A 23,487-nucleotide genomic window follows, 5' to 3' on the forward strand; every position below is an offset into this window, starting at 1 on the left:
GGTGCGCCGGCATGCCGGCATTAAGGGGGCTCAAGCATCGCGGTTTCATCTGTGCAAAACGCGTTACGGCAATCCCGGTGCGGCGTGAGGGAGTGACGCCGCGACGCTGGTTCGCGCTGGCAGTGGCGCTCGCTTGCGGTAGCACCATGGCGGCACAGGACGCGCCAACGCCGCGATGCCCGGCCGAGGCAGGCGTATCTGCTCTCGCGGCTGCCGTCTTCGAAGCATCCGCTGTGTCTTGAGCGCCGCGCGGGCGCCCTGCTAGCATCGCTGGTGTTGAGGCTGGGTTGCGTGTGCGCTGTTGCAACACGTGCCGATGCGTCATCGCATCTTCGTCCTCGGGACCGTCGCACACCGGTTCGATCGTCGCGTACAGGGTCTGGCAGCCCTGACGCCCTGACGACCGGCAGACCTACGGACTTGGCTCACTCCGTCATCAGACTCCGACCATGTCCAGGCCGCGCCGTGTACCTGCCGCGATGAAAATCGCCATCCTTTCCCGCAACAGCAAGCTGTACTCGACGCGGAGACTGATCGAGGCCGGGCGCAAGCGCGGACACACCGTACGTATTCTCGACCCGCTGCGCTGCTACATGCGCATCGCCGCCGACGGTTTCAGCCTGCACTACAAGGGCAAGCCGATCACCGGTTTCGATGCGGTGATTCCACGCATCGGCGCATCGGTGACCCGCTATGCCACCGCGGTGCTGCGCCAGCTCGAATTCATGGGCACCTACACGCCCAATCCCTCCGACGCCATCCTGCGCTCGCGCGACAAGTTACGTGCGCACCAGTTGTTGGCCGCGCAAGGCATCGACATGCCGGTCACCGTGTTCGGCGACAACCCCGACGACACCCAGGACCTGCTCTCCATGCTCGGCCCGCCGCCACATGTGGTGAAATTGAACGAAGGCGCGCAGGGGGCCGGAGTGATCCTGACCGAGAAGGCCAGCGCCTCGCGCGGCGTGGTCGAAGCGCTGCGTGGGCTGTACGCCAACTTCATCGTGCAGGAGTTCATCGGCGAGGCCGAGGGCGCCGACCTGCGATGTTTCGTGGTCGGTGACCACGTCGTGGCGGCCATGCGCCGGCAGGCGGCCGAGGGCGATTTCCGTTCCAATCTGCATCTGGGGGGCAGCGCCGCGGTGGCCGAGGCGACCAGGCAGGAACAGGAGGTCGCGGTGCGCTCGGCACGTGCGCTTGGTCTGGCGGTCGCCGGCGTCGACCTCATCCGCTCCAAGCGTGGGCCGCTGGTGCTGGAGGTCAATTCCACCCCGGGCCTGGAAGGCGTTGAGGGGGTCTGTGGCGTCGATGTGGCCACCCACATCATCCAGCATCTGGAGCAGGCCGCCCGCCGATCGGATGGCTGAATGCCTTAGCGGAAAATTAACGAAAAAATAATCTCTAGCTCGCTAGCCTCTTCCGACCGTAGCTCCGCTCTCGGCAGTGACGGTGATCGGGATGAACTTTTGGCCCGGATGCTTCGCGGCATCCGGGCCTTTTTATGGCAGCTTGTTGGCGGCCTTGTTCAGGTCTACATTTCGGGCGTCAGGGCGAAGGAACGAGCGCGGCACGTGGAAGGATCAGGAACACATAGCCTGCGGAGTGCTACCACTTACATGGCGGCAGCGGCCGCCAAGCGCGGCGTCGGCGATCAGGGAGTGATCGGATCCACGACCGCCACGCCGGCACATGGGCCGGGCGGGCGGGCAGCTGTTGCCCACGCATTTGGACGCATCGATGTCCTGGTCTGTATGGGACGATGCAGCCAACTCACGTCCGATTTCAACGCTGCGGTGTTCAATGGCGCTCGACCGATCCCGGATAGGCCGGGTAGAGCGATTAGACACTTCAGCGGAACTGCCGACGTGCTTTGCGTGTCTACTGATGCCGGTCCAGCAAAACAACGTGCAGTGGCAGCCGTATGGCGCCAACACCAGTTTGATCAAAGCAACATCGCGCGGATGTGGTTGCCGTCTGGCAACGCCTCCGGGTACGTGACTCAACCATAGAGGTTCCAGTGCGCATCCTAGTAATTGAAGACAACAGCGACATCGCCGCCAATCTCGGCGACTACCTCGAAGACCGCGGCCATACCGTGGATTTCGCCGCCGATGGCGTGACCGGCCTGCACCTGGCAGTGGTGCACGAGTTTGACGCCATCGTGCTCGACCTCAACCTGCCCGGCATGGACGGCATCGAAGTCTGCCGCAAGTTGCGCAACGAAGCGCGCAAGCAGACCCCGGTGCTGATGCTGACCGCGCGCGACTCGCTGGACAACAAGCTGGCCGGCTTCGACTCCGGCGCCGACGACTACCTGATCAAGCCATTCGCCTTGCAGGAAGTGGAAGTACGCCTCAACGCACTGTCGCGTCGCGGCAAGGGCGTGCACACCCGCGTGCTGGAAACCGGTGACCTGGAATACAACCTGGACACGCTGGAAGTGCGTCGCCGCGGCAAGTTACTGCAGCTCAACCCCACCGCGCTGAAGATTCTGCAGGCGCTGATGGAGGCCTCGCCCGCCGTAGTGACGCGCCAGGAGCTGGAAACCCGCGTCTGGGGCGAAGAATTGCCGGATTCGGATTCGCTGCGCGTGCATATCCACGGCCTGCGCGCGGTGGTCGACAAGCCCTTCGATGTGCCGATGATCCAGACCCGTCACGGCATCGGCTACCGCATCGCCTCGCCCGATGCCTGAGAGTGCTGGCGGATCGCGGCCCGCCCGCAGGCGTGGCCGCTACCGGCGGCGCCTGCGTAGCCGCATCATTCTTTCGTTCGTGTTGTTGGGCTTCTGCCTGACGACATTGTTTGCCTTCGCCACCAACTGGGCGCGCGCGCGCGTGGAAAACCAATTGGTCGAAGATGTGATGAATCGCAACATCGATGCCTTCGCGCAGCGATTTTATTCCGACCCGCTCCGCAATCCCGATCTGCCGGTGCAGCAGATGCGTGGGCGCGTGGTCAAGCGCGACAAGTTCGAAGCACTGCGCCTCGAACAACCGGAGTGGTACCAGTTCCCGGACGGCATCCACACCATCTCCGGCGTGGACGAAAGCGGCAATGCGTACTCGTACAAGCTGGCGGTGCGCAAGACGCCCAGCGAGTGGTTCTTCCTTGCCTACGACATGACCCAGACGCTCAAGGGCGAGATCCAGCTCAAGCGCACCTTGATGTTGTCGGTGTTGGTGTTTAGCGGCTTCTCGCTGCTGATCGGCTGGTGGTCCGCCTCCAAGGTCATGCGCCCGGTCTCGGATCTGGCCGCGCGTCTGCGCGCCTACCGTGGCGGCACCAGCGAGCCCAAGCCCTTGGCCGCGCATTTCCCGGATGACGAAGTCGGCCAGCTGGCCGAAGCGCTGGACGATTACTCTGCGCGGCTCACCGAAGTGGTGCAGCGCGACCGCGAATTCAATGCCGACGTCAGCCATGAACTGCGAACTCCGTTGGCGGTGATCCGCGGCGCCACCGAGCTGCTGCTGACCAAGCCCAATCTCGACGAAAAGGTGCTGCAACGCCTGCAGCGCATCCAGCGCGCCGAGCAGCAATGTAGTGACTTGATCGGCTCGCTGCTGTTGCTCTCGCGCAACGAGCGCGGGCAGGGCAGTAGCAACGTGGCCAAGGTAGCCGAGCAACTGATCGACTCGCACCGCGCCCAGCTCGGCGGCAAACCGCTGGAGTTGCTGCTGGAGGGCGAGCGCGACCTGGTCATCGACGCGCCCGAATCTGCCTTGTCGGTGGCGCTGGGCAACCTGATCGGCAACGCGGTCAAGTACACCCAGGACGGCCAGGTACGCGTGCGCGTGCTGGGCGATGCGGTGGAAGTGATCGACTCCGGCCCCGGCCTGAGCGAGGAAGACGCCGCCAAACTGTTCCAGCGCGGCTACCGCGGCACCCACGCCGGCCACTCGCAAGGCGGCGGCATCGGCCTGTCGATCGTCAGCCGGCTGTGCGATTTGTATGGCTGGCGGGTTAGCGTGCGGCCAGGGCAGGAGCGGGGCGTGATCGCAACATTGGCCTTCCATCGCTAGTAGCGTTAGCGGTGGGCCGTGTGTTGGTATTCCTCAGCGCAGCGTGCAACAGACTGCGGAAACTACGAACCAATCGCGTTGGAGCGATACCGCGCATCGAGATTGTGAGCCGCGCGGACCAGATGCGCCGGTTGGTCATCGTTGACCACGACATCATCTGCGAGCGCCAGACGCTGTTCGCGCGACGCCTGCGCGGCAATCATCTGATCCGCCAACTCCGGCGTGCTTCCATCGCGTCGCATCAGTCTGGCGTGCTGCAATTCAACCGGCGCATCGACGACTAGAATTCGATCCAGCCACGGATAGATCGCGCGGCCGCCGGCTTCGGTGAGTAAGGGGATCGCAACGATGACATACGAGCTTTCAGTCGCCTGTGCGGCGCGCTGCAGCTCTGCACGGATAGCGGGATGGGTAATCCCTTCTAGCGCTTTGCGTTGCTGTGGATCGGCGAAGACCACTTTGCGTAAGGCCTGCCTGTCCAGGGTGCCATCCGGCAACAAAATGCTTGGCCCAAAGCAATCCACGATGGCATCAAGAATAGGGCCGGGCGCCACCACCTGCCTTGCAATGACGTCGGCATCGATGACCGGCACACCCAGCTTCTCGAACTCGGCGGCAAGGGCACTTTTGCCGGAAGCAATGCCGCCGGTGAGGCCGACGATGAAGTCGCTCATCGCCGTGCCCCGGTCAACGCAGGCCTGCGAAGTGCAGGTAGCCGTCCACCAGGTCGTTGCCCCAGAAGAACACCACCCAGCCGGCGATGGCCAGGTAGGGGCCGAACGGGATCGGGGTGGCTCGGTCGCGACCCTTGGCCACCAGCCAGATCGAGCCCAGGATGGCACCGACCAGCGAGGAGATCAGGATGATCGGCAGGATGCCTTTCAGCCCGCACCAGGCACCGAGCGCGGCCAACAGCTTGAAGTCGCCGTGGCCCATGCCTTCCTTGCCGGTGAGCTGCTTGAACAGCCACCACACCGTCCACAGCGAGACATAGCCAACCGCCGCGCCCAGCAGGGCGGGCTTGGCCGGCATGTAGAGGTTGTCCATCGAGCCGACCAGGCCCAGCCACATCAGCGGCAGGGTCAGCTGGTCCGGCAGCAGCTTGTGGCGCAGGTCGATGCCCGACATCGCCACCAGGAAGCAGCTCAGCACGATGGCGCCGAAGCCCTGCCAGCCGAAGCCGAAGCGCCAGACGCTGGCCGCGCACAGTATCGAGGTCAGCAACTCGACTAATGGGTATTGGATGGAGATCGGCTTGCCGCTATAGCGCGACTTGCCGCGCAGCATCAGCCAGCTGAAGAGCGGAATGTTCTCCCACCACTTGAGCTTGTCGCCGGTGACTGGGTCGTGCGATGGCTCCACCACGATGCCCGGCGGCGGCGGTTCATAGATGTCCGGCAGCTCCAGGATCTCGCGCGCGTCGCGCCGCCACTGCCACTCCATGCGCTTGGGCAAGCGCAGGATCACCACGTTCAGGAAGCTGCCGATCAGCAGTCCCAGTCCGGCCGCGGCGGGAAAGCCGAGACCGGGATGCTGGTCGAGAAATGCCATTACGTCTTATCCAACTACTGCGCCGAGTTTGAAGATCGGAAGATACATGCCGATGACCATGCCGCCTACGATGGTGCCGATGAACACCATGATCATTGGTTCAAGCAAGCTGCTCAGCGCATCCACGGCATTGTTGACCTCCTGTTCGAAGTACTCGGCAACCTTGAATAGCATGGCATCCAGTGCGCCAGCCTCCTCGCCGATTGCCGTCATCTGGATGACCATGTGCGGGAATAGATTTGTCTGCTTCATCGCTGTGTTGACGGGATAGCCGACTGATACGTCATCGCGCATCCGCAGAACTGATTTCTCGTAGACCGTGTTGCCTGTCGCACCCGCCACGATGTCAAGCGCCTCAACGAGCGGCACGCCAGCACGGAAAGTCACCGCCAACGTGCGCGAAAAACGCGCGATCGAGCTGTTATGCATGATTTGGCCAATGACCGGGACCTTCAAGATCAGCCGGTCCATGGCATGTTGCATCGAAGGAGATCGCTTGTAACTGAACACGAATCCCACCACGGCGCCAATTGCGGCCAGCAACATCAACCACCACCACGCCACCATGAAACGCGACGCGTTGACGATCAATTGAGTGAATGCGGGCAATTCGGCGCCAAAGCTCTTAAACACATCTTCAAATTGTGGAACAACCCAGACCAGCAGAATCCCGCTGACAAGAATAGCTACAGCCATCACCATCGCCGGATAGAAAAGTGCCTTTTTGATCTTGCCTTTCAGGGCCTCTATGTTTTCTTTGTAGGTCGCCACTGTTTCGAGAACCGTCTCAAGAACACCGGCACCTTCACCTGCCTTGACCAAGTTGCGGTAAAGTTCGTCGAACTGCACTGGATGCTTACTGATCGACTCGTACAGCGAAGAGCCGCCCTCGATATCGTTGCGGATCTGTTCGACCATCTTGCGCATGCGCGGGTTCTTGTGTCCGCTGCCAATGATTTCCAGTGCCCCAACAATGGGTACGCCGGACTTCATCATGGTTGCCATCTGGCGACTAAAGAACGCTATGTCCTTTGGTGTGATCTTGCTGCCTGCGGCTCCAAAGAGCGGCTTGGGCTTCACTTTCACCACTGATGGAGTGATGCCTTGGCGTCGCAACTCGGCTCGAAGCAGGTTTGCATTCTTGGCGGGCTGCTCACCCTTCATCTTGACGCCGCGCTTGTCCGTCCCCTCCCAAACAAACGCAACCGTTTGACTGATATTGCGGGCTGCCGGGCCCTTTTGAATTGTACTTCGCGTTGTGGACATATTGATCGCTCCCGTCCAGCCATCCCCAGGTGGACTGAACGCATTGTAGCGCTTTAGCGGGCACCGGACATCTATGGAATCGTGGCCATGGGTCGCAAGCGGGACAGCGGTACGGGAGATGCGAAGGTGACAGTTGTTGTCACTTTCTGACCCAGTTTGGCGGGACTGAAATTTCATCGCAAATTTGCATTTCCGCGCTTTCTTCCTGTCTGCGATGCGGCATGATGTCGATGGGGAGTATGGAGGCGCGTCGGGAGACTTGGCACGTATCCTGCTTGTACACCCATTACGCGGCAGTCGCCGCGCAAGCGTTGAAGATATCAACGTGATCCAATTTCTCTCTCGTCTCTAGGGGATTCACAATGAAAAAGCAGCAGGGCTTCACTCTTATCGAATTGATGATTGTCATCGCGATCATCGCGATTCTGGCGGCAATCGCTATTCCGCAGTACAACGACTATACGGCTCGCGCGCAGTTGGCCGAGGCTTTTACGCTGGCTAGCGGCCTGAAGACGCCCATTGCTGAGGCGTATTCGCAGGATAATACTGACGCTAATTCTTGCGTTAAGCCAGCCGGCACGATTAGCACTGGCAAGTATGTAGCCAGTCTTGAAGTGGCAACAAGTGGTACTGGTTGTACTATCACTGCCACGATGAAGGCTGCAGGTGTGAATGAGAAAGTCAACGGCAAAGCTGTTGCGCTCGCTTATAACAAGACCACGGGCGCTTTTACCTGCAGTAGCACTGCTAACTCAGAGGTCACGCCAAAGGCTTGTAAGTAACTTCTCTTAAAGCAAGAGCCCCATCCGGGGCTCTTGCTTTTTTGGGGCGGGTAGAGGCTATGAACAGAAACTCAGGCTTCACGCTTGTAGAGTTGATGATCGTGATCGCTCTGATTGCGATTCTTGCAGCTATTGCAATCCCGCAATATAGCGACTACACGGCCCGTGCCCAATTGTCGGAGGCTGTTGTACTTTTAGGTGGCTTGAAAACGCCCATAGGTGAGCAATTTGCTGACGACAACGCTGCTTCTTCGTGCTCGATTCCTGCGAATTCTGTAACCACTGGAAGGTATGTTTCCAGCGTCACCGCTACTCCTGCTACTCCCTGCGTTCTTGTGGCTCGTATCCCCTTCGATAATGTAAGTAAGCAAGTAGCGGGCGCCACTTTGACTGTTACGTATACTCCAGCAACCGGCGAATGGGCTTGCGTAACAAGTGCACCTGTGCAAGTTGCGCCGAAGGCTTGTCCTCACCGTTGAGTTGAGTGTCGCCTGAAGTATTTCAAGTAGGAGTTTTGCAATGAGCTCAGTAATGACAGTCAACCTTGTCGGTATTACTGGCATTGCCCGTAGGTTGGTTCAGGATGGTGCGCTCGACGAACTAGCTGCGCGAAATGCGATGGAGCAGGCATCGTCAGCTAGAATTCCTTTACCGCAGTGGTTTGCCGACAAAAAGCTGGTTTCGGCGTCTCAACTCGCCGCCGCCAATGCGGTCGAGTTCGGTATGCCACTGATGGATGTGTCGGTATTCGACGCTAGCCAGAACGCCATCAAGCTGGTCAGCGAGGAGTTGCTCCAGAAGTACCAGGTGCTGCCGCTGTTCAAGCGCGGCAACCGGCTGTTTGTGGGGGTGAGCAATCCGACCCAGACCCGGGCGCTAGACGATATCAAATTCCATACGAACCTGGTGGTCGAGCCTATCCTCGTTGACGAGGACCAGATCCGGCGCACTCTGGAACAGTGGCAGGCAAGCAATGCGGCACTTGGTTCGTCGTTGGGGAGCGACGATGACGAGATGGGCGACCTGGACGTCTCGGCCGGGGACGAGGACATGGGCGCCGGCGGGGATTCCGGGGTCGATGCCAAGGGCGACGACACGCCGGTGGTGAAGTTCGTCAACAAGGTGCTGGTGGATGCGATCCGGCGGGGAGCCTCCGACATCCATTTCGAGCCGTATGAAGACGACTACCGGGTGCGCCTGCGGATCGACGGCCTGCTGAAGAACGTGGCCAAGGCGCCGGTGAAGCTGAGCCAGCGCATCGCGGCGCGCCTGAAGGTGATGTCGCAGCTGGATATTGCCGAGAAGCGGGTGCCGCAGGACGGGCGCATCAAGCTCAACCTGTCAAAGACCAAGCAGATCGACTTCCGCGTGAGCACCTTGCCGACCCTGTTCGGCGAGAAGGTGGTGCTGCGTATCCTGGACGGCAGCGCGGCCAAGCTGGGCATCGAGAAGCTGGGCTACGAGGCGGACCAGCAGAAGCTGTTCCTGGATGCGATCCACAAGCCTTATGGCATGGTGCTGGTGACCGGCCCGACAGGTTCGGGCAAGACGGTGTCGTTGTATACGGCGTTGGGCATCCTCAACGATGAGACGCGCAACATTTCAACCGCCGAGGATCCGGTCGAAATCCGCCTGCCCGGCGTCAACCAGGTGCAGCAGAACAACAAGCGCGGCATGACCTTCGCAGCGGCCCTGCGCTCGTTCCTGCGCCAGGATCCGGACATCATCATGGTCGGCGAAATCCGCGACCTGGAGACGGCCGAGATCGCGATCAAGGCGGCGCAGACCGGCCACATGGTGTTGTCGACGCTGCATACCAACGATGCGCCACAGACCATTGCACGTCTGATGAACATGGGCATCGCGCCGTACAACATCACTTCGTCGGTGACCCTGGTGATCGCGCAGCGTCTGGCACGTCGGTTGTGCAACAACTGCAAGCGCAAGGCGACCTTGCCCGAGCATGCGTTGCTGGCCGAAGGCTTCACACCGGCGCAGATTGCTGCCGGTATCGAGCTGTATGAGGCGGTCGGTTGCGACGAATGCACCGAAGGCTACAAGGGCCGTACCGGTATCTATCAGGTGATGCCGATGACCGACGAGATCGGTGCGATCGTTCTGGAAGGCGGTAATGCGATGCAGATCGCCGAGGCGGCGCAGAGTATCGGCATCCGCGATCTGCGTCAGTCGGCGTTGGTCAAGGCGGCGCATGGGGTGACCAGCCTGGCCGAGATCAATCGGGTGACCAAGGACTAGGGGCCGGGAATCGGGAATCGGGAATCGGGATTGGGGAATCGGAACAGCTTGGGGCCCGTACGTTACAGGCTGTTTTGTTGGACAACGGCGTCAAGCATTGCGGCCGACTGCCGGAAACTGACGCATGAGCCAGTCCATCGCGGTGTCTCCCACGAAGGCCATCGAGCCCGCGACAGCGCTTTTTACAATTCCCGATTCCCCACTCCCGATTCCCGGCTCTTCTACTCCATCCCCAGCTTCTTCAACTTGTAACGCAACGCCCGAAACGTGATGCCCAGCTGCGCGGCGGTCTTGGTCTTGTTCCAGCGGTTTTCTTCCAGCGCTTTCTGGATCGCGGCACGTTCCAGTTGTTCGATGTAGGAGGGCAGGGCGGCCGAGGCGGGGTCGATATCGACCACGGCTTCGCGCGGTTCAACGGCGGCGCTGCCGGGTGTGGCGGCCAAACGGTGGCCGCCGTGGGCGGGCAGGCGCAGGTCGCTGGCGCTGATCTGGTCGTCTTCGGCCAGGGCCAGGGCGCGTTCGAGGATGTTTTCCAGCTCGCGGACGTTGCCCGGAAACCCATAGGTATCGAGCGCGTCCAGGGCTGACTGGGTCAGCAGCGGAATCGGCCGGCCGTGGCTGCGCGCCAGCCGCGCGATGATGGCGGCCGCCAGTTGCGGCAGGTCGCCGCCGCGCTCGCGCAACGGCGGCACGCGCAGCTCGATCACGTTGATGCGGTAGTACAAGTCGTGCCGAAAGCGCCCATCGGAGACCAGGTCGCCCAGGTCCTTGTGGGTGGCCGACAGGATGCGCACATCCACCAGGGTTTCGCCGGAGGCGCCGACCGGGCGCACCGATTTTTCCTGGATCGCGCGCAACAGCTTGACCTGCATCTGCAGCGGCAGTTCGGCGACCTCGTCCAGGAACAGGGTGCCGCCATGCGCAGCCTGGAACAGGCCAGGCTTGTCGGCATGCGCGCCGGTGAAGCTGCCTTTCTTGTGGCCGAAAAACTCGCTTTCCATCAATTCTGCAGGAATGGCGCCGCAGTTGACCGGCACGAAGGGGCCGGCAGCGCGGGCGCCCTGCTCGTGGATGGTGCGCGCAACCAGCTCCTTGCCCACGCCAGATTCGCCCACGATGTAGACCGGTGCCTGGCTACGTGCGACCTTGCCGATGGTAGTGCGCAGGCCTTCCATCGCGATTGAATCGCCGAGCAGGCGGCTGGCCTGTTCCGGCGGAGGTGGCGGAGGGGCGGGGCGGTCGCGGTTGTTCAATTCCAGCGCATGCTTGACCAGGCCACGCAGCACGCCGATGTCCACCGGCTTGCTGACGAAGTCGAAAGCGCCAGCCTTCAGGGCCTCTACCGCCAGGTCCATGCTGCCGAACGCGGTAATCATCGCCACCGGGGTCTGCGGGTAGTGCCTGGCGATTTCGGTGACCAGTTCGATGCCGTTGCCATCGGGCAGGCGCATGTCGGTCAGGCACAGATCGTAGGGATTGTTGGCCAGCAGCTCGCGCGCTTCGGCCAGGTTGGCGGCAGTGCTGATGCGCAGGCCCATGCGGCCCAGGGTGAGAACAAGCAACTCGCGGATATCACGCTCGTCATCGACAACCAGGGCGCTTTTGGGTTCGTTCATGCTGCGCACGATAGCCCAGCGTGATGACACTCGACAATTACCGCTTGGGTCCAGGCCCAATGGTTCACCCGCGGCGCAGGCGCATCAACGCGGCTTTCCACCGGTCTGCAAGGGCGGTTGGTGGCGGGAAAAAAGGAAGTGCCGAGGTGCTGCGCACACGCGTATTTGCCTAAGGCAGGCTGACATCTAGGTGTCCAGCGCACTGAGCAAACTGCGTGTCCTACGACAAGTATGCGTTCGGCTATCGCGACGTGCTGCGTTCGGCCCTGTCGTGTTGCTCACCTGATGGGCCGCATTCCCGATCCGCGCCAGCGGCCGCGCACTTATTTCCCGAGTAAGCCGTTTGGCCCCTGCAGCGAGATCCGGAAACACGCGCCGCCGCCGGGAACCGACACATATTCCAGTTGTGCCTGGTTGGCACGGCACAGCTCCTGGGCGATGTACAGGCCGAGCCCGGTGCCGTGTTCGGAGGTGGTGTAGAAGGGGCGGAACAGCTGCGCAGCAACGGTGTCGGGGATGCCGGGGCCGCGGTCGATCACATCGATGACGGCCATGCGGTGCTGCCGCTCGACCCGCAGCTTCACCCGCGCTGGCTCGTCCATGACCCGGCCGTACTTCAGGGCGTTGTGGACCAGCGCGGTGAGGATCTGGTGCAGGTGTTTCGGGTCGATCAGGGCATTGACGGCGCTGCCCTGGATGCTGGCCTCCAGGATGTCGGTCTCCATCGACAGGGTCTGCCGATACTCGACCACGAAGCGGCGCACGAAAGCGGCCAGATCCAGGTTTTCGGGGTTTGCGCGTTCGCGGCGGGCCAGGCCCAGCACGCTCTCGACGATGCCGTTGGTACGCTGGCACTGTTGGTTGATGATCTGCAACAGGCGGCGGTCGGCATCGCCGATGTCCGGTGATTCTTCCAGCAACTGCGAGGCGTAGCTGATCGCGGCCAGTGGGTTACGGATTTCATGCGCCAGGCTGGCCGAGAAACGGCCCATGGCCGACAGGGTCAGCGACTCGGCACGGCGCGACACCACCGTGGCATCGTCCAGAAAGACCAGCACCAGGTCGCTGTCGGCCAGCAGACGCACAAAACGCGGCTGCACTTCCGGGCGGTCCGCACCGAGTTGCAGCGGGGCTTCTTCCTGGCGCCATCCACTGCGCCAGCGCTGCAGCCGGCGCGCCAGTTCCGGGGTGAGCGCCACTAGCGAGAGGTCCACCGGCGCATTGCGCTGGTCGCCATCGCCCAGCAGGGCCAGGGCCGCTTCGTTGGCCAGCGAAATGCGGTTGTGCGCATCCACCACCAGTACGCCGGTGCGCATGCGCCGGATGATCAGCTCGTTGATCTCGTACAGATTGGCAACCTGCGCGCCACGCTCTTCCGCCAGCACCTGGTTGCGCCGCGCGCGCGAGGCGATCTGTTCGCAGATGAAGGCCACCGCGATATAGCTGGTGGCGAACATCGCCAGTTCCGCCACCGGCCGGGTAGCGCCGCCGCCTTCCAGCAGCGTCCACAGGTACTCCAGCACGATGGCGGCGCTGGCCAGCAGCGCGATGCTCATGCCGTAGCGCAGCCGCAACAGGATCGAGGCGGCGGCGACGTTGAACAACAGCATCATCGCGATGCCGGCGCTGGCGCCGGGCAGGGCGTGCGTGGCCAGGGTTGCGGCCAGGATGTCGGCGACCACGGCGCACAGCACGGTGGCGGTGAGCCGGCGCTCGCTGCGTCCCCAGAACAGCAGCGGGATGGCCATGCACAGGTAGCCGATCGCCACTGCGGCAGCCAGCCGCGGGTAGCGCGGCTCGGGAATGGCATCGGACAAGGGGCTGAACACCAGGGCCGCGATCAGGCCTGCCACCAGCACCCGGTACAGCGAAAAAAAGTACAGCTCGCGCTGCGGCGCGGACTGGACCCGGGCAATGAGCGATGCGATGGATGTCAAGCCGATTTCCCGCCGGAACAAGCCGCGAGTATAGGCAGGTGCGGTGCCGCGCATAGTGCGTGCGCACAGTGTCGGGCGGCGCGCAAGCCTGGCGACGGGGCGGCCAATCCCGGCCAATTTTGCGCCGCGGGGCGTGGTCGGCCACAATAGGCGGCCCGTTCGCGTCCCATGACGTGCCGCCCCGGCGGTCTGCGTTGCACGCAGCGGTCGTTTCCTTTTCCCACGGTGACGCATGAATTTCCACGAATACCAGTCAAAACAGCTGCTTGCCGAGTACGGCATCCCCGTTCCGGCCGGCAAGGTCGCGGCGACCCCGGACGAAGCGGTTGAAGTCGCCAATTCCCTGGGCAAGGGCCCCTGGATGGTGAAAGCGCAGATCCACGCGGGCGGCCGCGGCAAGGCTGGCGGCGTCAAGTTCTGCAAGACCACCGACGACGTGAAGGCCGCAGCGGCCAAGATGCTCGGCACCAAGATGTCCACCTACCAGACCGCCGGCGTCGAGCTGCCGATCAACCTGGTGCTGGTGACCACGGCCGGTGAGATCGTCAAGGAACTGTACCTGTCGATCCTGGTCGACCGCGGCACCAAGACCATCACCTATATCGCCTCGTCCGAAGGCGGCGTGGAGATCGAGCAGGTTGCCGCCGAAACGCCGGAGCTGATCCACTCGCTCAACGTTGATTTCGTCGAAGGCGTGCAGGGCTACCACGGTCGCGATTTCGGCTTCAAGCTCGGCCTCAATGCCAAGCAGGCCGGCCAGTTCGCCAGCATCATGGTGAACCTGTACCGCCTGTTCAACGAAAAGGACCTGGCGCTGGTTGAAATCAACCCGCTGGCGATCCTGGACGACGGCAACCTGTATGCGCTGGACGGCAAGTTCGACAGCGACGACAACGCCGCGTTCCGTCAGAAGCAGCTGGTCGCCATGCGCGACAAGACGCAGGAAGACGAGACCGAAGTGACCGCGTCGGAGCTGGACATCAACTACGTCACCATGGACGGCAACATCGGTTGCATGGTCAACGGCGCCGGCCTGGCCATGGCCACCATGGACGTCATCAAGCTCAATGGCGGCGAGCCGGCGAACTTCCTGGACGTGGGCGGCGGTGCGAACAAGCAGCGCGTCATCGAAGCGTTCAAGCTGATCCTGTCCTCGGACAAGGTCGAAGGCATCTTCGTCAACATCTTCGGCGGCATCGTTCGCTGCGACATGATCGCCGAGGGCATCATTGCCGCGGTCAAGGAAGTGGGCGTCAAGGTTCCGGTCGTGGTGCGCCTGGAAGGCACCAATGTGGAAGAAGGCAAGCAGCTGCTGCGCGACAGCGGCATGGCCATCATCCCGGCCGACAACATCAACGACGGTGCCAAGAAGGTCGTCGAAGCTGTCAAGAACGCCGCCTGATCCACGACACCGAAGGAACTATCCATGTCCGTTTTGATTAACAAGAACACCAAGGTGATCGTGCAGGGCTTCACCGGCCAGCAGGGCACCTTCCACGCCACTCAGATGATCGAGTACGGCACCCAGGTCGTCGGCGGCGTGACGCCGGGCAAGGGCGGCACCACGCATATCGATCTGCCGGTGTTCAACACCGTGGCCGATGCCGTGCAGAGCACCGGCGCCGATGCGTCGGTGATCTACGTGCCGCCGCCGTATGCGGCCGACGCGATCCTGGAAGCGGCTGCGGCCGGCATCAAGGTCATCGTCTGCATCACCGAAGGCATCCCGGTGCTGGACATGCTGCGCGTCAAGAACGTGCTGACCCGTTCGCATCCGGACACCGTGCTGATCGGGCCGAACTGCCCCGGCGTGATCACCCCGGGCGAGTGCAAGATCGGCATCATGCCGGGCCACATCCACAAGCCGGGCAAGATCGGCATCGTGTCGCGTTCGGGCACCCTGACCTATGAAGCGGTCAAGCAGACCACCGAAGTGGGCCTGGGCCAGAGCACCTGCATCGGTATCGGTGGCGACCCGATCAACGGCCTGAACTTCGTCGACTGCCTCAAGCTGTTCAACGAAGACCCGCAGACCGAAGGCATCATCATGGTCGGCGAAATCGGTGGCGACGCCGAGGAAGCCGGCGCCGAGTACATCAAGAACCACGTCAAGAAGCCGGTGGTCGGCTTCATCGCCGGTGCCTCGGCTCCGGCCGGCAAGCGCATGGGCCACGCCGGTGCGATCGCATCGGGCGGCAAGGGCACCGCCGAAGGCAAGTTCGCGGCGATGGAAGCTGCCGGCGTCAAGACCGTCCGTTCGCCGGGCGATCTGGGTGCGGCGATTGCTGCGCTGGTGAAGTAAGTACGCCGCGCGCGCAAGCGTGCAAGCGTCCAGAGAGGCCGCCTTCGGGCGGCCTTTTTTGTTGGTGCTTGGGAGCTTGCCCTCATCCGCCCTTCGGGCACCTTCTCCCGCAGGCGGGAGAAGGGAGTGGTAAGTGGAGGTGTGAGTGTCGTAGTGATAGGAGCTGCAGCTGTGCAGCATCAGGAGCATCAGGAGCATCAGAAGCATCAGAAGCAGCAGAAGCAGCAGAAGCAGCAGAAGCAGCAGAAGCAGCAGAAGCAGCAGAAGCAGCAGAAGCAGCAGAAGCAGCAGAAGCAGCAGAAGCAGCAGAAGCAGCAGAAGCAGCAGAAGCAGCAGGAGCAGCAGGAGCAGCAGGAGCAGCAGGAGCAGCAGGAGCAGCAGGAGCAGCAGGAACAGCAGGAGCAGGAGCAGGAGCAGGAGCAGGAGCAGCAGTAGCAGGAGGGGCAACAGAAGCGGGAGCAGAAGCAGAGGATCAGACGCACACTGATCCACCGTCTGCCTTTCGCCTTGGATTCCCCCTCTCCCGCTTGCGGGAGAGGGGCAGGGGTGAGGGTAGCTTTCCTTACACCCCGCAACGGCCGCAGCCGATAGCGGGCAGCGGCCCGCCACACCAAGCTGTGAGCTCCCCAGACCTGGGAGCTCCCGATGCGCACCGGTGAAAAGATCCGTTTTGCAAAAATCCTGCGGCGCGAGATGACTGCCGCCGAGCGTTTGCTTTGGTCTCGCCTGCGTGATCGGCGCTTGCTGGGCTTCAAGTTCCGCAGGCAGTGTCCGGTCGGCCCGTATGTCGCCGATTTTGCTTGCCTGGAATGCACGCTGATCGTGGAACTAGACGGTAGCCAACATCTGGATGCGCCCTCCGATGCCACGCGCGAGGCTTTCCTGCACCGCAAGGGCTTCCAGTTGCTGCGCTTCTGGAATAATGAGGTGCTGGTGCGCACCGACGCTGTCTGCGACGCGATTGCGCAACGGCTGTGCGTTGCCCGCTTGTCTCTTCCTCCTTCCGGCGTTCGGTAGGAATCTGCAAAAGGTTGCCGATATGTCCCAGACCCTCCGCATCGCCATGGCCCAGTTCGACTTCCCGGTTGGGGCGGTGGCAAAAAATACCGATCGCATCATCGCGTTCATTGCGGCTGCGCGCGACGAGTTCGATGCCGACATCGTGCTGTTTCCCGAGCTGACGATCAGCGGTTATCCGCCGGAAGACCTGTTGCTGCGGCCGGGTTTTCTGGCCCATTGCGAGCAGGCGCTGGCGCGGATCGCGGCGGCCACGCGCGGCATCGTGGCGGTGGTGGGTTGGCCACAGAGCGCCGGCAGCGTGGTGTACAACGCCGCCAGCGTGCTGCGTGATGGCCGGATCGAGGCCACCTACCGCAAGCGCGAGCTGCCCAATTACGCGGTCTTCGACGAGCGCCGCTATTTCGACGTGGATCCGGATGGCGACAACTGCGTGGTCACGGTCAAGGGCGTGCAGGTGGGCGTGGTGATCTGCGAGGACCTGTGGTTCGCCGAGCCGCTGGCCAAGACCGTGCAGGCCGGCGCCGCGCTGGTGCTGGTCCCCAATGCCTCGCCGTACGAGCGCGGCAAGCATGCGCAGCGCGATGCATTGCTGGCCGAGCGTACCCGCGAAAGCGGAGCGGCGATCGCCTATCTCAATGTGGTTGGGGGCCAGGACGCGCTGGTGTTCGACGGCGCCTCGGTGGTGGCCGACGGCAATGGCACCGTGCATCCGGCTGCCGCCGCCTTCGTGGACCAGTGGCTGGTGGTGGACTATGCCGCTGACGAGCGCAGCTTCACCCCGGTGGTGTGGGTGGACGATGGCGACGAAAGCATGGATGCGCTGGCCTGGCGTGCAGTCGTGCGCGGCCTGCAGGACTATTGCCGCAAGAATGGCTTCGGCAAGGTCTGGCTGGGGCTGTCGGGCGGGATCGACTCGGCGCTGGTGCTGGCGATGGCGGTAGACGCGCTGGGCGCGGAGAACGTCACTGCAGTGCGGCTGCCCTCGCGCTACACGGCGAACCTGTCCAACGATCTGGCCGATGAGCAGTGCCGCGCATTGGGAGTGAAGCTGGAAACGGTCGCGATCGCGCCGGTGTTCGAGGGGCTGCTCGCCGCGCTGGGGCCGATGTTCGAAGGAACCCAGCCGGACATCACCGAGGAAAACCTGCAGTCGCGCAGCCGCGGCGTAATTTTGATGGCGCTGTCCAACAAGTTCGGCGGGCTGTTGCTGACCACCGGCAACAAGAGCGAATACGCGGTGGGCTACGCCACCATTTACGGCGATATGTGCGGTGGCTACGCCCCGCTCAAGGATCTTTACAAGACCGAAGTGTTCGGCCTGGCGAAATGGCGCAACACCGTCGGCGGTGCGCCGGTGATTCCGCCGGCAGTGATTTCGCGCCCGCCGTCGGCCGAGCTGCGCGACAACCAGACCGACCAGGATTCGCTGCCGCCCTACGACGTGCTCGACGGCATCCTGTACCGCTATGTCGATCAGGAGCAGTCGCGCGACGACATCGTCGCTGCCGGATACGCGGCCGACACGGTGGAGCACGTGCTGCGGCTGGTGCGGCTGAACGAATGGAAGCGTCACCAGGCTGCGCCGGGCCCCAAGGTGTCGCGGCGCGCGTTCGGGCGCGAGCGGCGCTACCCGATCACCAATGGCTATTCGGGCCAGTAAGCCGGCTGATCGTGCGGCATGCCGGCCGACGCCGGCGGCTGCGCAAAGCCGGTGAGCAGGTCCAGCGTCGGCTTGGGCCGTGTCAGGTCGTACATCAGGCCGAAGTGGCCTTCGACGCCGGGAATGGTGGTCTGGTCCAGCAGCTCGTAGACGTTCACCTCGGCCACCACGTCGGCATAGTGGTCGCGCACGGTGCGTAACAGCTGGGCCAGGCTGTCGTAACAGCCGCGGTCGCCTTCTGTGCCGCCGCTGACCGTGCCGGTGTAGACCTCGGCGCAATTGAGTTCGTTGAAGAACACCGGCGTGCGGTAGGTCTGCGCGGCTGCGCGCAGCTGGCCCAGATACAGGTCTGTCCAGTAGCCCGCATCGTGATGGAAGGCGTAGTAGTGGAAGCTGATGTGGTCGAAGGCGAAGCCGGCCGCCCGTGCCCTGGCCAGAAACCAGAGCGAGCCATTGCGATCGCCGGGGCAGCGCGCGGTGGCGCTGTGATCGTCGCTGTTGCAGGCGGTGATGTTGATGGTAAAGCGCAAGCCGGCGCCCAGCTCGTTGGATGCCTGCCGCATGCCCTGGTACATCGTGGTCATCGCCGCGATTCTGGCATCGGCGTCGGCACGCACCAGATCCTGCTCGTTGCCGATCTCCCAGACCTTGATGTCGGCAGCATAACGGCGGGCCAACTGATAGCCGATCTCGCGCGACATCGGGTACACCATCGGGCGCAGGGTGATGCCATACCTGCGCGCGAGCGGAACCAGGGCGTCGAGGGTGGCGTTAATCGCGCGGGTCCACATCAAGGCGGTAGCTGGGCAGGTTGCGCGCGGCCAAGAGTTTGAAGCGGGCCTCGGCCTGCGTCATGGCGTAGGCGGGCCGGTTGTCGTGGGCATTGACGCCGTAGACGATGGGGGCGGCGTGGGTGGTCACCATCGCCACCAGCAGGCTGAGCGCAAACAGGACCCTATAAGCAGACATGCAGCCTCCTTGGCATACATCGGCAGGATGTCGAAGCGTCTTCGAGCCAGGAGTATAGGAAGCCTTGCCACACCGTTCGGTGACCTGGCGCCGGATACGGATACGCGCCATGAAGCCGGCCCGGTCCGGCCCGGACGACGCCGCGCCACTGCGCACCTGGTGCGCACGAGGCTTTCCATTCCCGCGCATGGTGTGCACGGCGACTGCCATGCAGAGCGATCCCGGCCATGAGAGGCCGATCAGGCCCGCGCGTTGCGCCGCCTGCCGGCGCTGCGGCAATAAAAAGGGGCCTTGCGGCCCCTTTCATGACATCGACGGCTGATGGCTCAATCGCGATTCATCTGCGCATTGCGCTGCCCGGTGGCGGCGGACTTTTCGCCGGCAAACGGGTTGAGCTTGCGGATGGCCCAGGGGTACTTCGGCCAGTTGCCGCTCAGCCACGGGTGCTGCGGGCTGTTGAGTTCGAGCACGCGGCGCGCGTCGGCGGCCAGGGTCTTGTTGCCCAGATGCGTGTAGGCCTCGGCCAGCACCGCTACCGCGTCGTACTGGTAGGCGCTCTGCGGATAGGTTTCCAGCAGGTAGTTGGCGCGGCCGGCAGCCGACACCCAGGCATTGCGGCGCAGGTAGTACAGCGCGTTGTCCAGCTCGTGCTGGGCGAAGATGTCGCGCAGCTCGATCATCCGCTTGCGCGCATCGGCGGCGTAGCGGCTGTTCGGGTAGCGGTCGGTGACGGTGTTGAAGTCGTTGTAGGCCTGCTGTGGCGACGACAGGTCGCGACGGCTCGGGTCCAGCGACCACACCCGGCGCAGGAACACCGTGTCGCGGTTGCTGTTGGCCAGCCCACGCAGGTAGTACAGGTAGGCGATGTTGCGATGGGTCGGGTAGGTCCGGATGAAGCGGTCGACGCTGGACACGGTATCGTCGTGCTTGCCGGCCTTGTACTGCGCGTAGGCGCTTTCGATCATCGCCTGCTCGGTGTACGGCCCGTACGGGTACTGGGCCTGCAGGCGCTTGAAGCTGGCTTCGGCGCCAGCCCAGTTGCCTTTCTCCATCAGCTCATGGGCCTTGCCGTAGAGCTGCTCGACCGGCATGCCCTCGTCGGGATTCTTGTCCTTGGCGCCGCGGTGGCAGCCGGTGACGACGAACGCCATGACCAGCATGAGGGCAATCAGGCGCGCAGGCGCGGAAAACGTGGACCGTCGGATCATGGGTCTGGGCAGGACGCATCAGGAAAACGAAAGGGCGATGATAGCCTAGTGGCCTGTCCGGCGACTGACTCCTGCTGCCCGGACCCTCAAATTCCCGTTTTTGCCCGAGTACCTGTGTCCATGTCCGACCCTTCTGCCGACCCCACCGACCCGTCCATCCGTCAGGCCGTCGTGCCCGACAGCGCCGCAGGACGGCGTTTCGACGCGGTGCTGGCCGAACTGTTCCCCGAATTCTCGCGCTCGCGGCTGTCGGAGTGGATCAAGTCCGGCGACGCGCTGCTGGACGGCGAAATGGCGCGCCCGCGCGACACCTTGCGCGGCGGAGAGAGCGTGCAGCTGCAGGTGGTGCTGGAAACCCAGACCCATGCCGCGCCGCAGGACATTCCGCTGAACGTGTTGTACGAAGACGAGCAGGTGCTGGTGATCGACAAGCCGGCCGGTCTGGTGGTGCATCCGGGTGCCGGCAATCCAGACGGCACCCTGGTCAACGCGCTGCTGTTCCGCGATCCGGCGCTGTCGGCGGTGCCGCGCGCCGGCGTGGTGCATCGGCTGGACAAGGACACCAGCGGCGTGATGGTGGTTGCCCGCACCGTGCAGGCGCAGACCGCGCTGGTGGAACAGCTGTCCGCGCGCGACGTGCATCGCCAGTATCTGGCGGTGGTGGTCGGGGCGCTGGTGTCCGGCGGCACCGCCAATGCGCCGATCGACCGCCATCCGCGCGATCGCCTGAAGATGGCGGTACGCGACGACGGCCGCGATGCGGTCACCCATTACCGCCTGCGCGAACGCTTTCGCGCGCATACCGCGCTGGAATGCCGCCTGGAAACCGGGCGTACCCACCAGATCCGCGTGCACATGGCGCATCTGAAGTCGCCGATCGTCGGCGACCCGCTGTACGGCGGCGCGCTCAAGCTGCCCAAGGGCGCCACCGACGAACTGGTGCATGAGCTGCGCACCTTCAAGCGCCAGGCGCTGCACGCCGAGACGCTGGAATTCCTGCATCCGGTCAGTGGCGAGCCGGTGCGTGCGAGCGCGCCGGTGCCGGCGGATCTGCAGCGGCTGATGACCGCGCTGCGCGAGGACAGCGCACGCGCGGCCGAATTGGCGCGCCGCTGACATGGCAGTGGCTGCACCGTTCGTGCTGCCGGCCGACTGGCCGGCGCCGCCGCGCATCCGGGCGCTGACCACGCTTCGGCATGGCCTGGGCGTGTCGCAGGCACCGTTCGACACACTCAATCTTGGCAACCGCAGCAGCCCGGAGGGCGATACGCCGGAACGGGTGCAGCGTAACCGCGCGTTGCTGGTGCAGGCGCTGGCCTTGCCCGGTCCGCCGCAGTGGCTGCGGCAGGTGCATGGGGTGGATGTCGTGCGGCTGGAGGCGCTGTCGGCAGCCGCCGGCGCACAGGTGGACACTGCGGGCGATGGTGTGCGGGGCTCGCATGAACCCACCGCTGATGCCGCCGTGACCGACGTGCCGGGGCGGGTCCTGGCGATCCTGACCGCCGATTGCCTGCCGGTCGTGCTCGCTGCGGTCGATGGCAGCGAGATCGCGGCCGCACATGCCGGTTGGCGCGGTCTGGCCGATGGCGTGCTGGAGCGCAGCGTGGCGGCGATGCAGACACCGGCGCCGCAGCTGATGGCCTGGCTTGGCCCGGCCGCGGGACCGCAGGCCTATGAAATCGGCCAGGACGTCTTCGATGCCTTCGTCGACGAGGACGTACAGGCGCAGCACGCATTCGTGGCCACGCGAGTGGGGCACTGGCGCGTGGATCTTTACGCATTGGCGCGGCTGCGCCTGCAGCGTGCGGGTCTGCGGGCCGATGCGATCCACGGCGGTGGCCTGTGCACCATTTCCGACCCGGCGCGCTTTTTCTCGCATCGCCGCGACCGCCGTAGCGGACGCATGGCTACGCTGGCGTGGATCGCGCCCTGAGCACGCCCTTGTTCGCGCAGGTGCTGGGGCAGCAGGCGTTTGCACAATTGCCGGCGCCGGTGCGCGCGCTGCATTCGGTACAGCAGCGGCAGACCTTTGCCGGGCAGGCGCAGATCCGGCGCGGCCGGCATGTGCTGGTGCCCTTGCTGGCGCTGCTGAGCCGGTTGCCGCGCAGTGGCACGGTGGCGGTAGAAGTGGAGTTCCTGGTCGATGCGCAGGGCGAGCGCTGGCACCGACGCTTTGCCGGTCTGCCGATGTATTCGCGGCTGTGGCGCGATGGAGCGGCCTTGCGCGAACACCTGGGCGCGGTACGGTTCGAGTTTGCGTTGCGTGCCGATGCCCGCTCCCTCTATTGGCAGGCCACACGCGTGTGGGCGTTCGGCTGGATTCCACTGCCTGCGCGCTGGTTCGAACAGGTGCGTTGCCGCGAGCATGCCGATGCCGGCCGCTACGGGTTTCTGGTCGACGTGCACCTGCCGCTGGTGGGGCCGTTCATTCGCTACGAGGGATGGCTTGAGCCACGCTGACAAATCCACTGCCGGGAGACGCACCGCGCCGGCCACCATCGTGTTCGATGGGGTGTGCCTGCTGTGCAATGGCTGGGTCAAGTTCCTGCTGCGCCACGATCGACGCGGGCGTTATCGCTTTGCCGCGATGCAGGGCCGGGCCGGGCGCGCGCTGTTGCAGCAGCATGGGCTGGACCCGGACGACCCGTTGTCGTTCCTGCTGGTGGACCACAGCGGCGCATGGACCGACAGCGATGCCATCGTGCGCGTACTGGCGGGCCTGGGCGGCCTGTGGCGGCTGGCGGCGGTATTGCGCGTGATACCGCGTGGTTTGCGCGATATCGGATATCGCCTGATCGCACGCAATCGCTATCGCTGGTTCGGCCGCAGCGACCACTGCATGCTGCCCACACCCGAGCAGCACGCGCGGTTTCTGGACTGACGCACGGCGGCGTGGAT

Annotated in this window: 20 protein-coding genes and 2 pseudogenes; 15 read left to right on the forward strand and 7 right to left on the reverse strand. The window is 63.8% G+C overall.

Translation table 11 applies throughout. The annotated features are described in order from the left end of the window. Positions 1 to 479: 479 nt before the first annotated feature. The 3 genes from rimK (at position 480) to A7D17_RS21905 (ending at position 4,022) form a co-directional block, all read left to right on the forward strand. Positions 480 to 1,367, forward strand: a complete 888-nt coding sequence (gene rimK / locus A7D17_RS21895; RefSeq protein ID WP_064511051.1) for a 30S ribosomal protein S6--L-glutamate ligase — start codon at positions 480 to 482, stop codon at positions 1,365 to 1,367. Positions 1,368 to 2,017: 650 nt separating this feature from the next. After that, the gene (locus A7D17_RS21900) at positions 2,018 to 2,695 is read left to right on the forward strand and encodes a response regulator transcription factor (protein WP_003490678.1); all 678 of its coding nucleotides are present in this window, start codon (positions 2,018 to 2,020) and stop codon (positions 2,693 to 2,695) included. Next, positions 2,688 to 4,022: a sensor histidine kinase gene (locus A7D17_RS21905; protein WP_064511052.1), complete on the forward strand. Its 1,335-nt coding sequence runs from the start codon at positions 2,688 to 2,690 to the stop codon at positions 4,020 to 4,022. The genes A7D17_RS21900 and A7D17_RS21905 overlap by 8 nt, the downstream gene beginning before the upstream one ends. A gap of 62 nt (positions 4,023 to 4,084) precedes the next feature. Here A7D17_RS21905 and coaE read toward each other — a convergent pair whose 3' ends face one another. Genes coaE through A7D17_RS21920 form a run of 3 tightly spaced genes read right to left on the reverse strand, consistent with a single transcriptional unit; the run spans position 4,085 to position 6,839 of the window. Beyond that, positions 4,085 to 4,696 carry a dephospho-CoA kinase gene (coaE, locus tag A7D17_RS21910; RefSeq protein WP_064511053.1) on the reverse strand — a complete coding sequence of 204 codons (612 nt, stop codon included), beginning with the start codon at positions 4,694 to 4,696 and terminating at the stop codon, positions 4,085 to 4,087. A gap of 13 nt (positions 4,697 to 4,709) precedes the next feature. Beyond that, entirely contained in the window at positions 4,710 to 5,573 is an 864-nt protein-coding gene (locus A7D17_RS21915) for a prepilin peptidase (RefSeq protein WP_064511054.1), read from the reverse strand. A 6-nt stretch (positions 5,574 to 5,579) separates the two neighbouring features. Continuing rightward, positions 5,580 to 6,839, reverse strand: coding sequence for a type II secretion system F family protein (locus tag A7D17_RS21920; RefSeq protein ID WP_064511055.1), 1,260 nt, complete (start codon positions 6,837 to 6,839; stop codon positions 5,580 to 5,582). A gap of 362 nt (positions 6,840 to 7,201) precedes the next feature. Between A7D17_RS21920 and A7D17_RS21925 the strand changes: the two genes are divergently transcribed. From A7D17_RS21925 to pilB, 3 genes are read left to right on the forward strand one after another with little or no spacing between them, the layout of a single operon-like run. Continuing rightward, positions 7,202 to 7,621, forward strand: a complete 420-nt coding sequence (locus A7D17_RS21925; protein WP_064511056.1) for a pilin — start codon at positions 7,202 to 7,204, stop codon at positions 7,619 to 7,621. A 59-nt stretch (positions 7,622 to 7,680) separates the two neighbouring features. Further along, complete coding sequence (locus tag A7D17_RS23540; protein ID WP_082862232.1) at positions 7,681 to 8,100, forward strand: pilin; 420 nt, start codon at positions 7,681 to 7,683, stop codon at positions 8,098 to 8,100. A gap of 40 nt (positions 8,101 to 8,140) precedes the next feature. After that, positions 8,141 to 9,877 carry a type IV-A pilus assembly ATPase PilB gene (gene pilB, locus A7D17_RS21930; protein ID WP_064511057.1) on the forward strand — a complete coding sequence of 579 codons (1,737 nt, stop codon included), beginning with the start codon at positions 8,141 to 8,143 and terminating at the stop codon, positions 9,875 to 9,877. A 221-nt stretch (positions 9,878 to 10,098) separates the two neighbouring features. Here pilB and A7D17_RS21935 read toward each other — a convergent pair whose 3' ends face one another. Continuing rightward, complete coding sequence (locus A7D17_RS21935; protein ID WP_064511058.1) at positions 10,099 to 11,493, reverse strand: sigma-54-dependent transcriptional regulator; 1,395 nt, start codon at positions 11,491 to 11,493, stop codon at positions 10,099 to 10,101. Between the two features lie 323 nt (positions 11,494 to 11,816). Further along, positions 11,817 to 13,430: a sensor histidine kinase gene (locus A7D17_RS21940; RefSeq protein WP_064511120.1), complete on the reverse strand. Its 1,614-nt coding sequence runs from the start codon at positions 13,428 to 13,430 to the stop codon at positions 11,817 to 11,819. Positions 13,431 to 13,662: 232 nt separating this feature from the next. Between A7D17_RS21940 and sucC the strand changes: the two genes are divergently transcribed. The 5 genes and pseudogenes from sucC (at position 13,663) to A7D17_RS21965 (ending at position 18,412) form a co-directional block, all read left to right on the forward strand. Continuing rightward, positions 13,663 to 14,832 (forward strand): ADP-forming succinate--CoA ligase subunit beta, encoded by a 1,170-nt coding sequence (gene sucC / locus A7D17_RS21945; RefSeq protein WP_064511059.1) that lies wholly within the window; start codon positions 13,663 to 13,665, stop codon positions 14,830 to 14,832. A gap of 24 nt (positions 14,833 to 14,856) precedes the next feature. Next, the gene (gene sucD / locus A7D17_RS21950) at positions 14,857 to 15,732 is read left to right on the forward strand and encodes a succinate--CoA ligase subunit alpha (RefSeq protein WP_029220455.1); all 876 of its coding nucleotides are present in this window, start codon (positions 14,857 to 14,859) and stop codon (positions 15,730 to 15,732) included. Positions 15,733 to 16,029: 297 nt separating this feature from the next. Continuing rightward, a pseudogene (locus A7D17_RS24685) lies at positions 16,030 to 16,313 on the forward strand (hypothetical protein); the annotation flags it as partial. A 64-nt stretch (positions 16,314 to 16,377) separates the two neighbouring features. Continuing rightward, positions 16,378 to 16,749: an endonuclease domain-containing protein gene (locus A7D17_RS21960; protein WP_064511061.1), complete on the forward strand. Its 372-nt coding sequence runs from the start codon at positions 16,378 to 16,380 to the stop codon at positions 16,747 to 16,749. A gap of 22 nt (positions 16,750 to 16,771) precedes the next feature. Next, positions 16,772 to 18,412 (forward strand): NAD+ synthase, encoded by a 1,641-nt coding sequence (locus A7D17_RS21965; protein WP_064511062.1) that lies wholly within the window; start codon positions 16,772 to 16,774, stop codon positions 18,410 to 18,412. Here the strand turns inward: A7D17_RS21965 and A7D17_RS21970 are convergent. Continuing rightward, a pseudogene (locus A7D17_RS21970) lies at positions 18,397 to 19,381 on the reverse strand (hypothetical protein). The gene A7D17_RS21965 and the pseudogene A7D17_RS21970 sit on opposite strands and share 16 nt — an antisense overlap. Before the next feature lie 326 nt (positions 19,382 to 19,707). Continuing rightward, positions 19,708 to 20,589: an outer membrane protein assembly factor BamD gene (locus A7D17_RS21975; RefSeq protein WP_064511063.1), complete on the reverse strand. Its 882-nt coding sequence runs from the start codon at positions 20,587 to 20,589 to the stop codon at positions 19,708 to 19,710. Between the two features lie 120 nt (positions 20,590 to 20,709). Between A7D17_RS21975 and rluD the strand changes: the two genes are divergently transcribed. From rluD to A7D17_RS21995, 4 genes are read left to right on the forward strand one after another with little or no spacing between them, the layout of a single operon-like run. Continuing rightward, entirely contained in the window at positions 20,710 to 21,705 is a 996-nt protein-coding gene (rluD, locus tag A7D17_RS21980) for a 23S rRNA pseudouridine(1911/1915/1917) synthase RluD (RefSeq protein ID WP_064511064.1), read from the forward strand. A 1-nt stretch (position 21,706) separates the two neighbouring features. After that, entirely contained in the window at positions 21,707 to 22,522 is an 816-nt protein-coding gene (pgeF, locus tag A7D17_RS21985) for a peptidoglycan editing factor PgeF (RefSeq protein ID WP_064511065.1), read from the forward strand. Between the two features lie 20 nt (positions 22,523 to 22,542). Continuing rightward, entirely contained in the window at positions 22,543 to 23,049 is a 507-nt protein-coding gene (locus A7D17_RS21990; protein WP_064511121.1) for a DUF4166 domain-containing protein, read from the forward strand. Then, positions 23,036 to 23,470: a thiol-disulfide oxidoreductase DCC family protein gene (locus A7D17_RS21995; protein WP_064511066.1), complete on the forward strand. Its 435-nt coding sequence runs from the start codon at positions 23,036 to 23,038 to the stop codon at positions 23,468 to 23,470. Before A7D17_RS21990 ends, A7D17_RS21995 begins: the two co-directional genes overlap by 14 nt. The last annotated feature ends 17 nt before the right edge of the window (positions 23,471 to 23,487 follow it).

This window comes from Xanthomonas floridensis (assembly GCF_001642575.1).
Classification (GTDB): Bacteria; Pseudomonadota; Gammaproteobacteria; order Xanthomonadales; family Xanthomonadaceae; genus Xanthomonas; species Xanthomonas floridensis.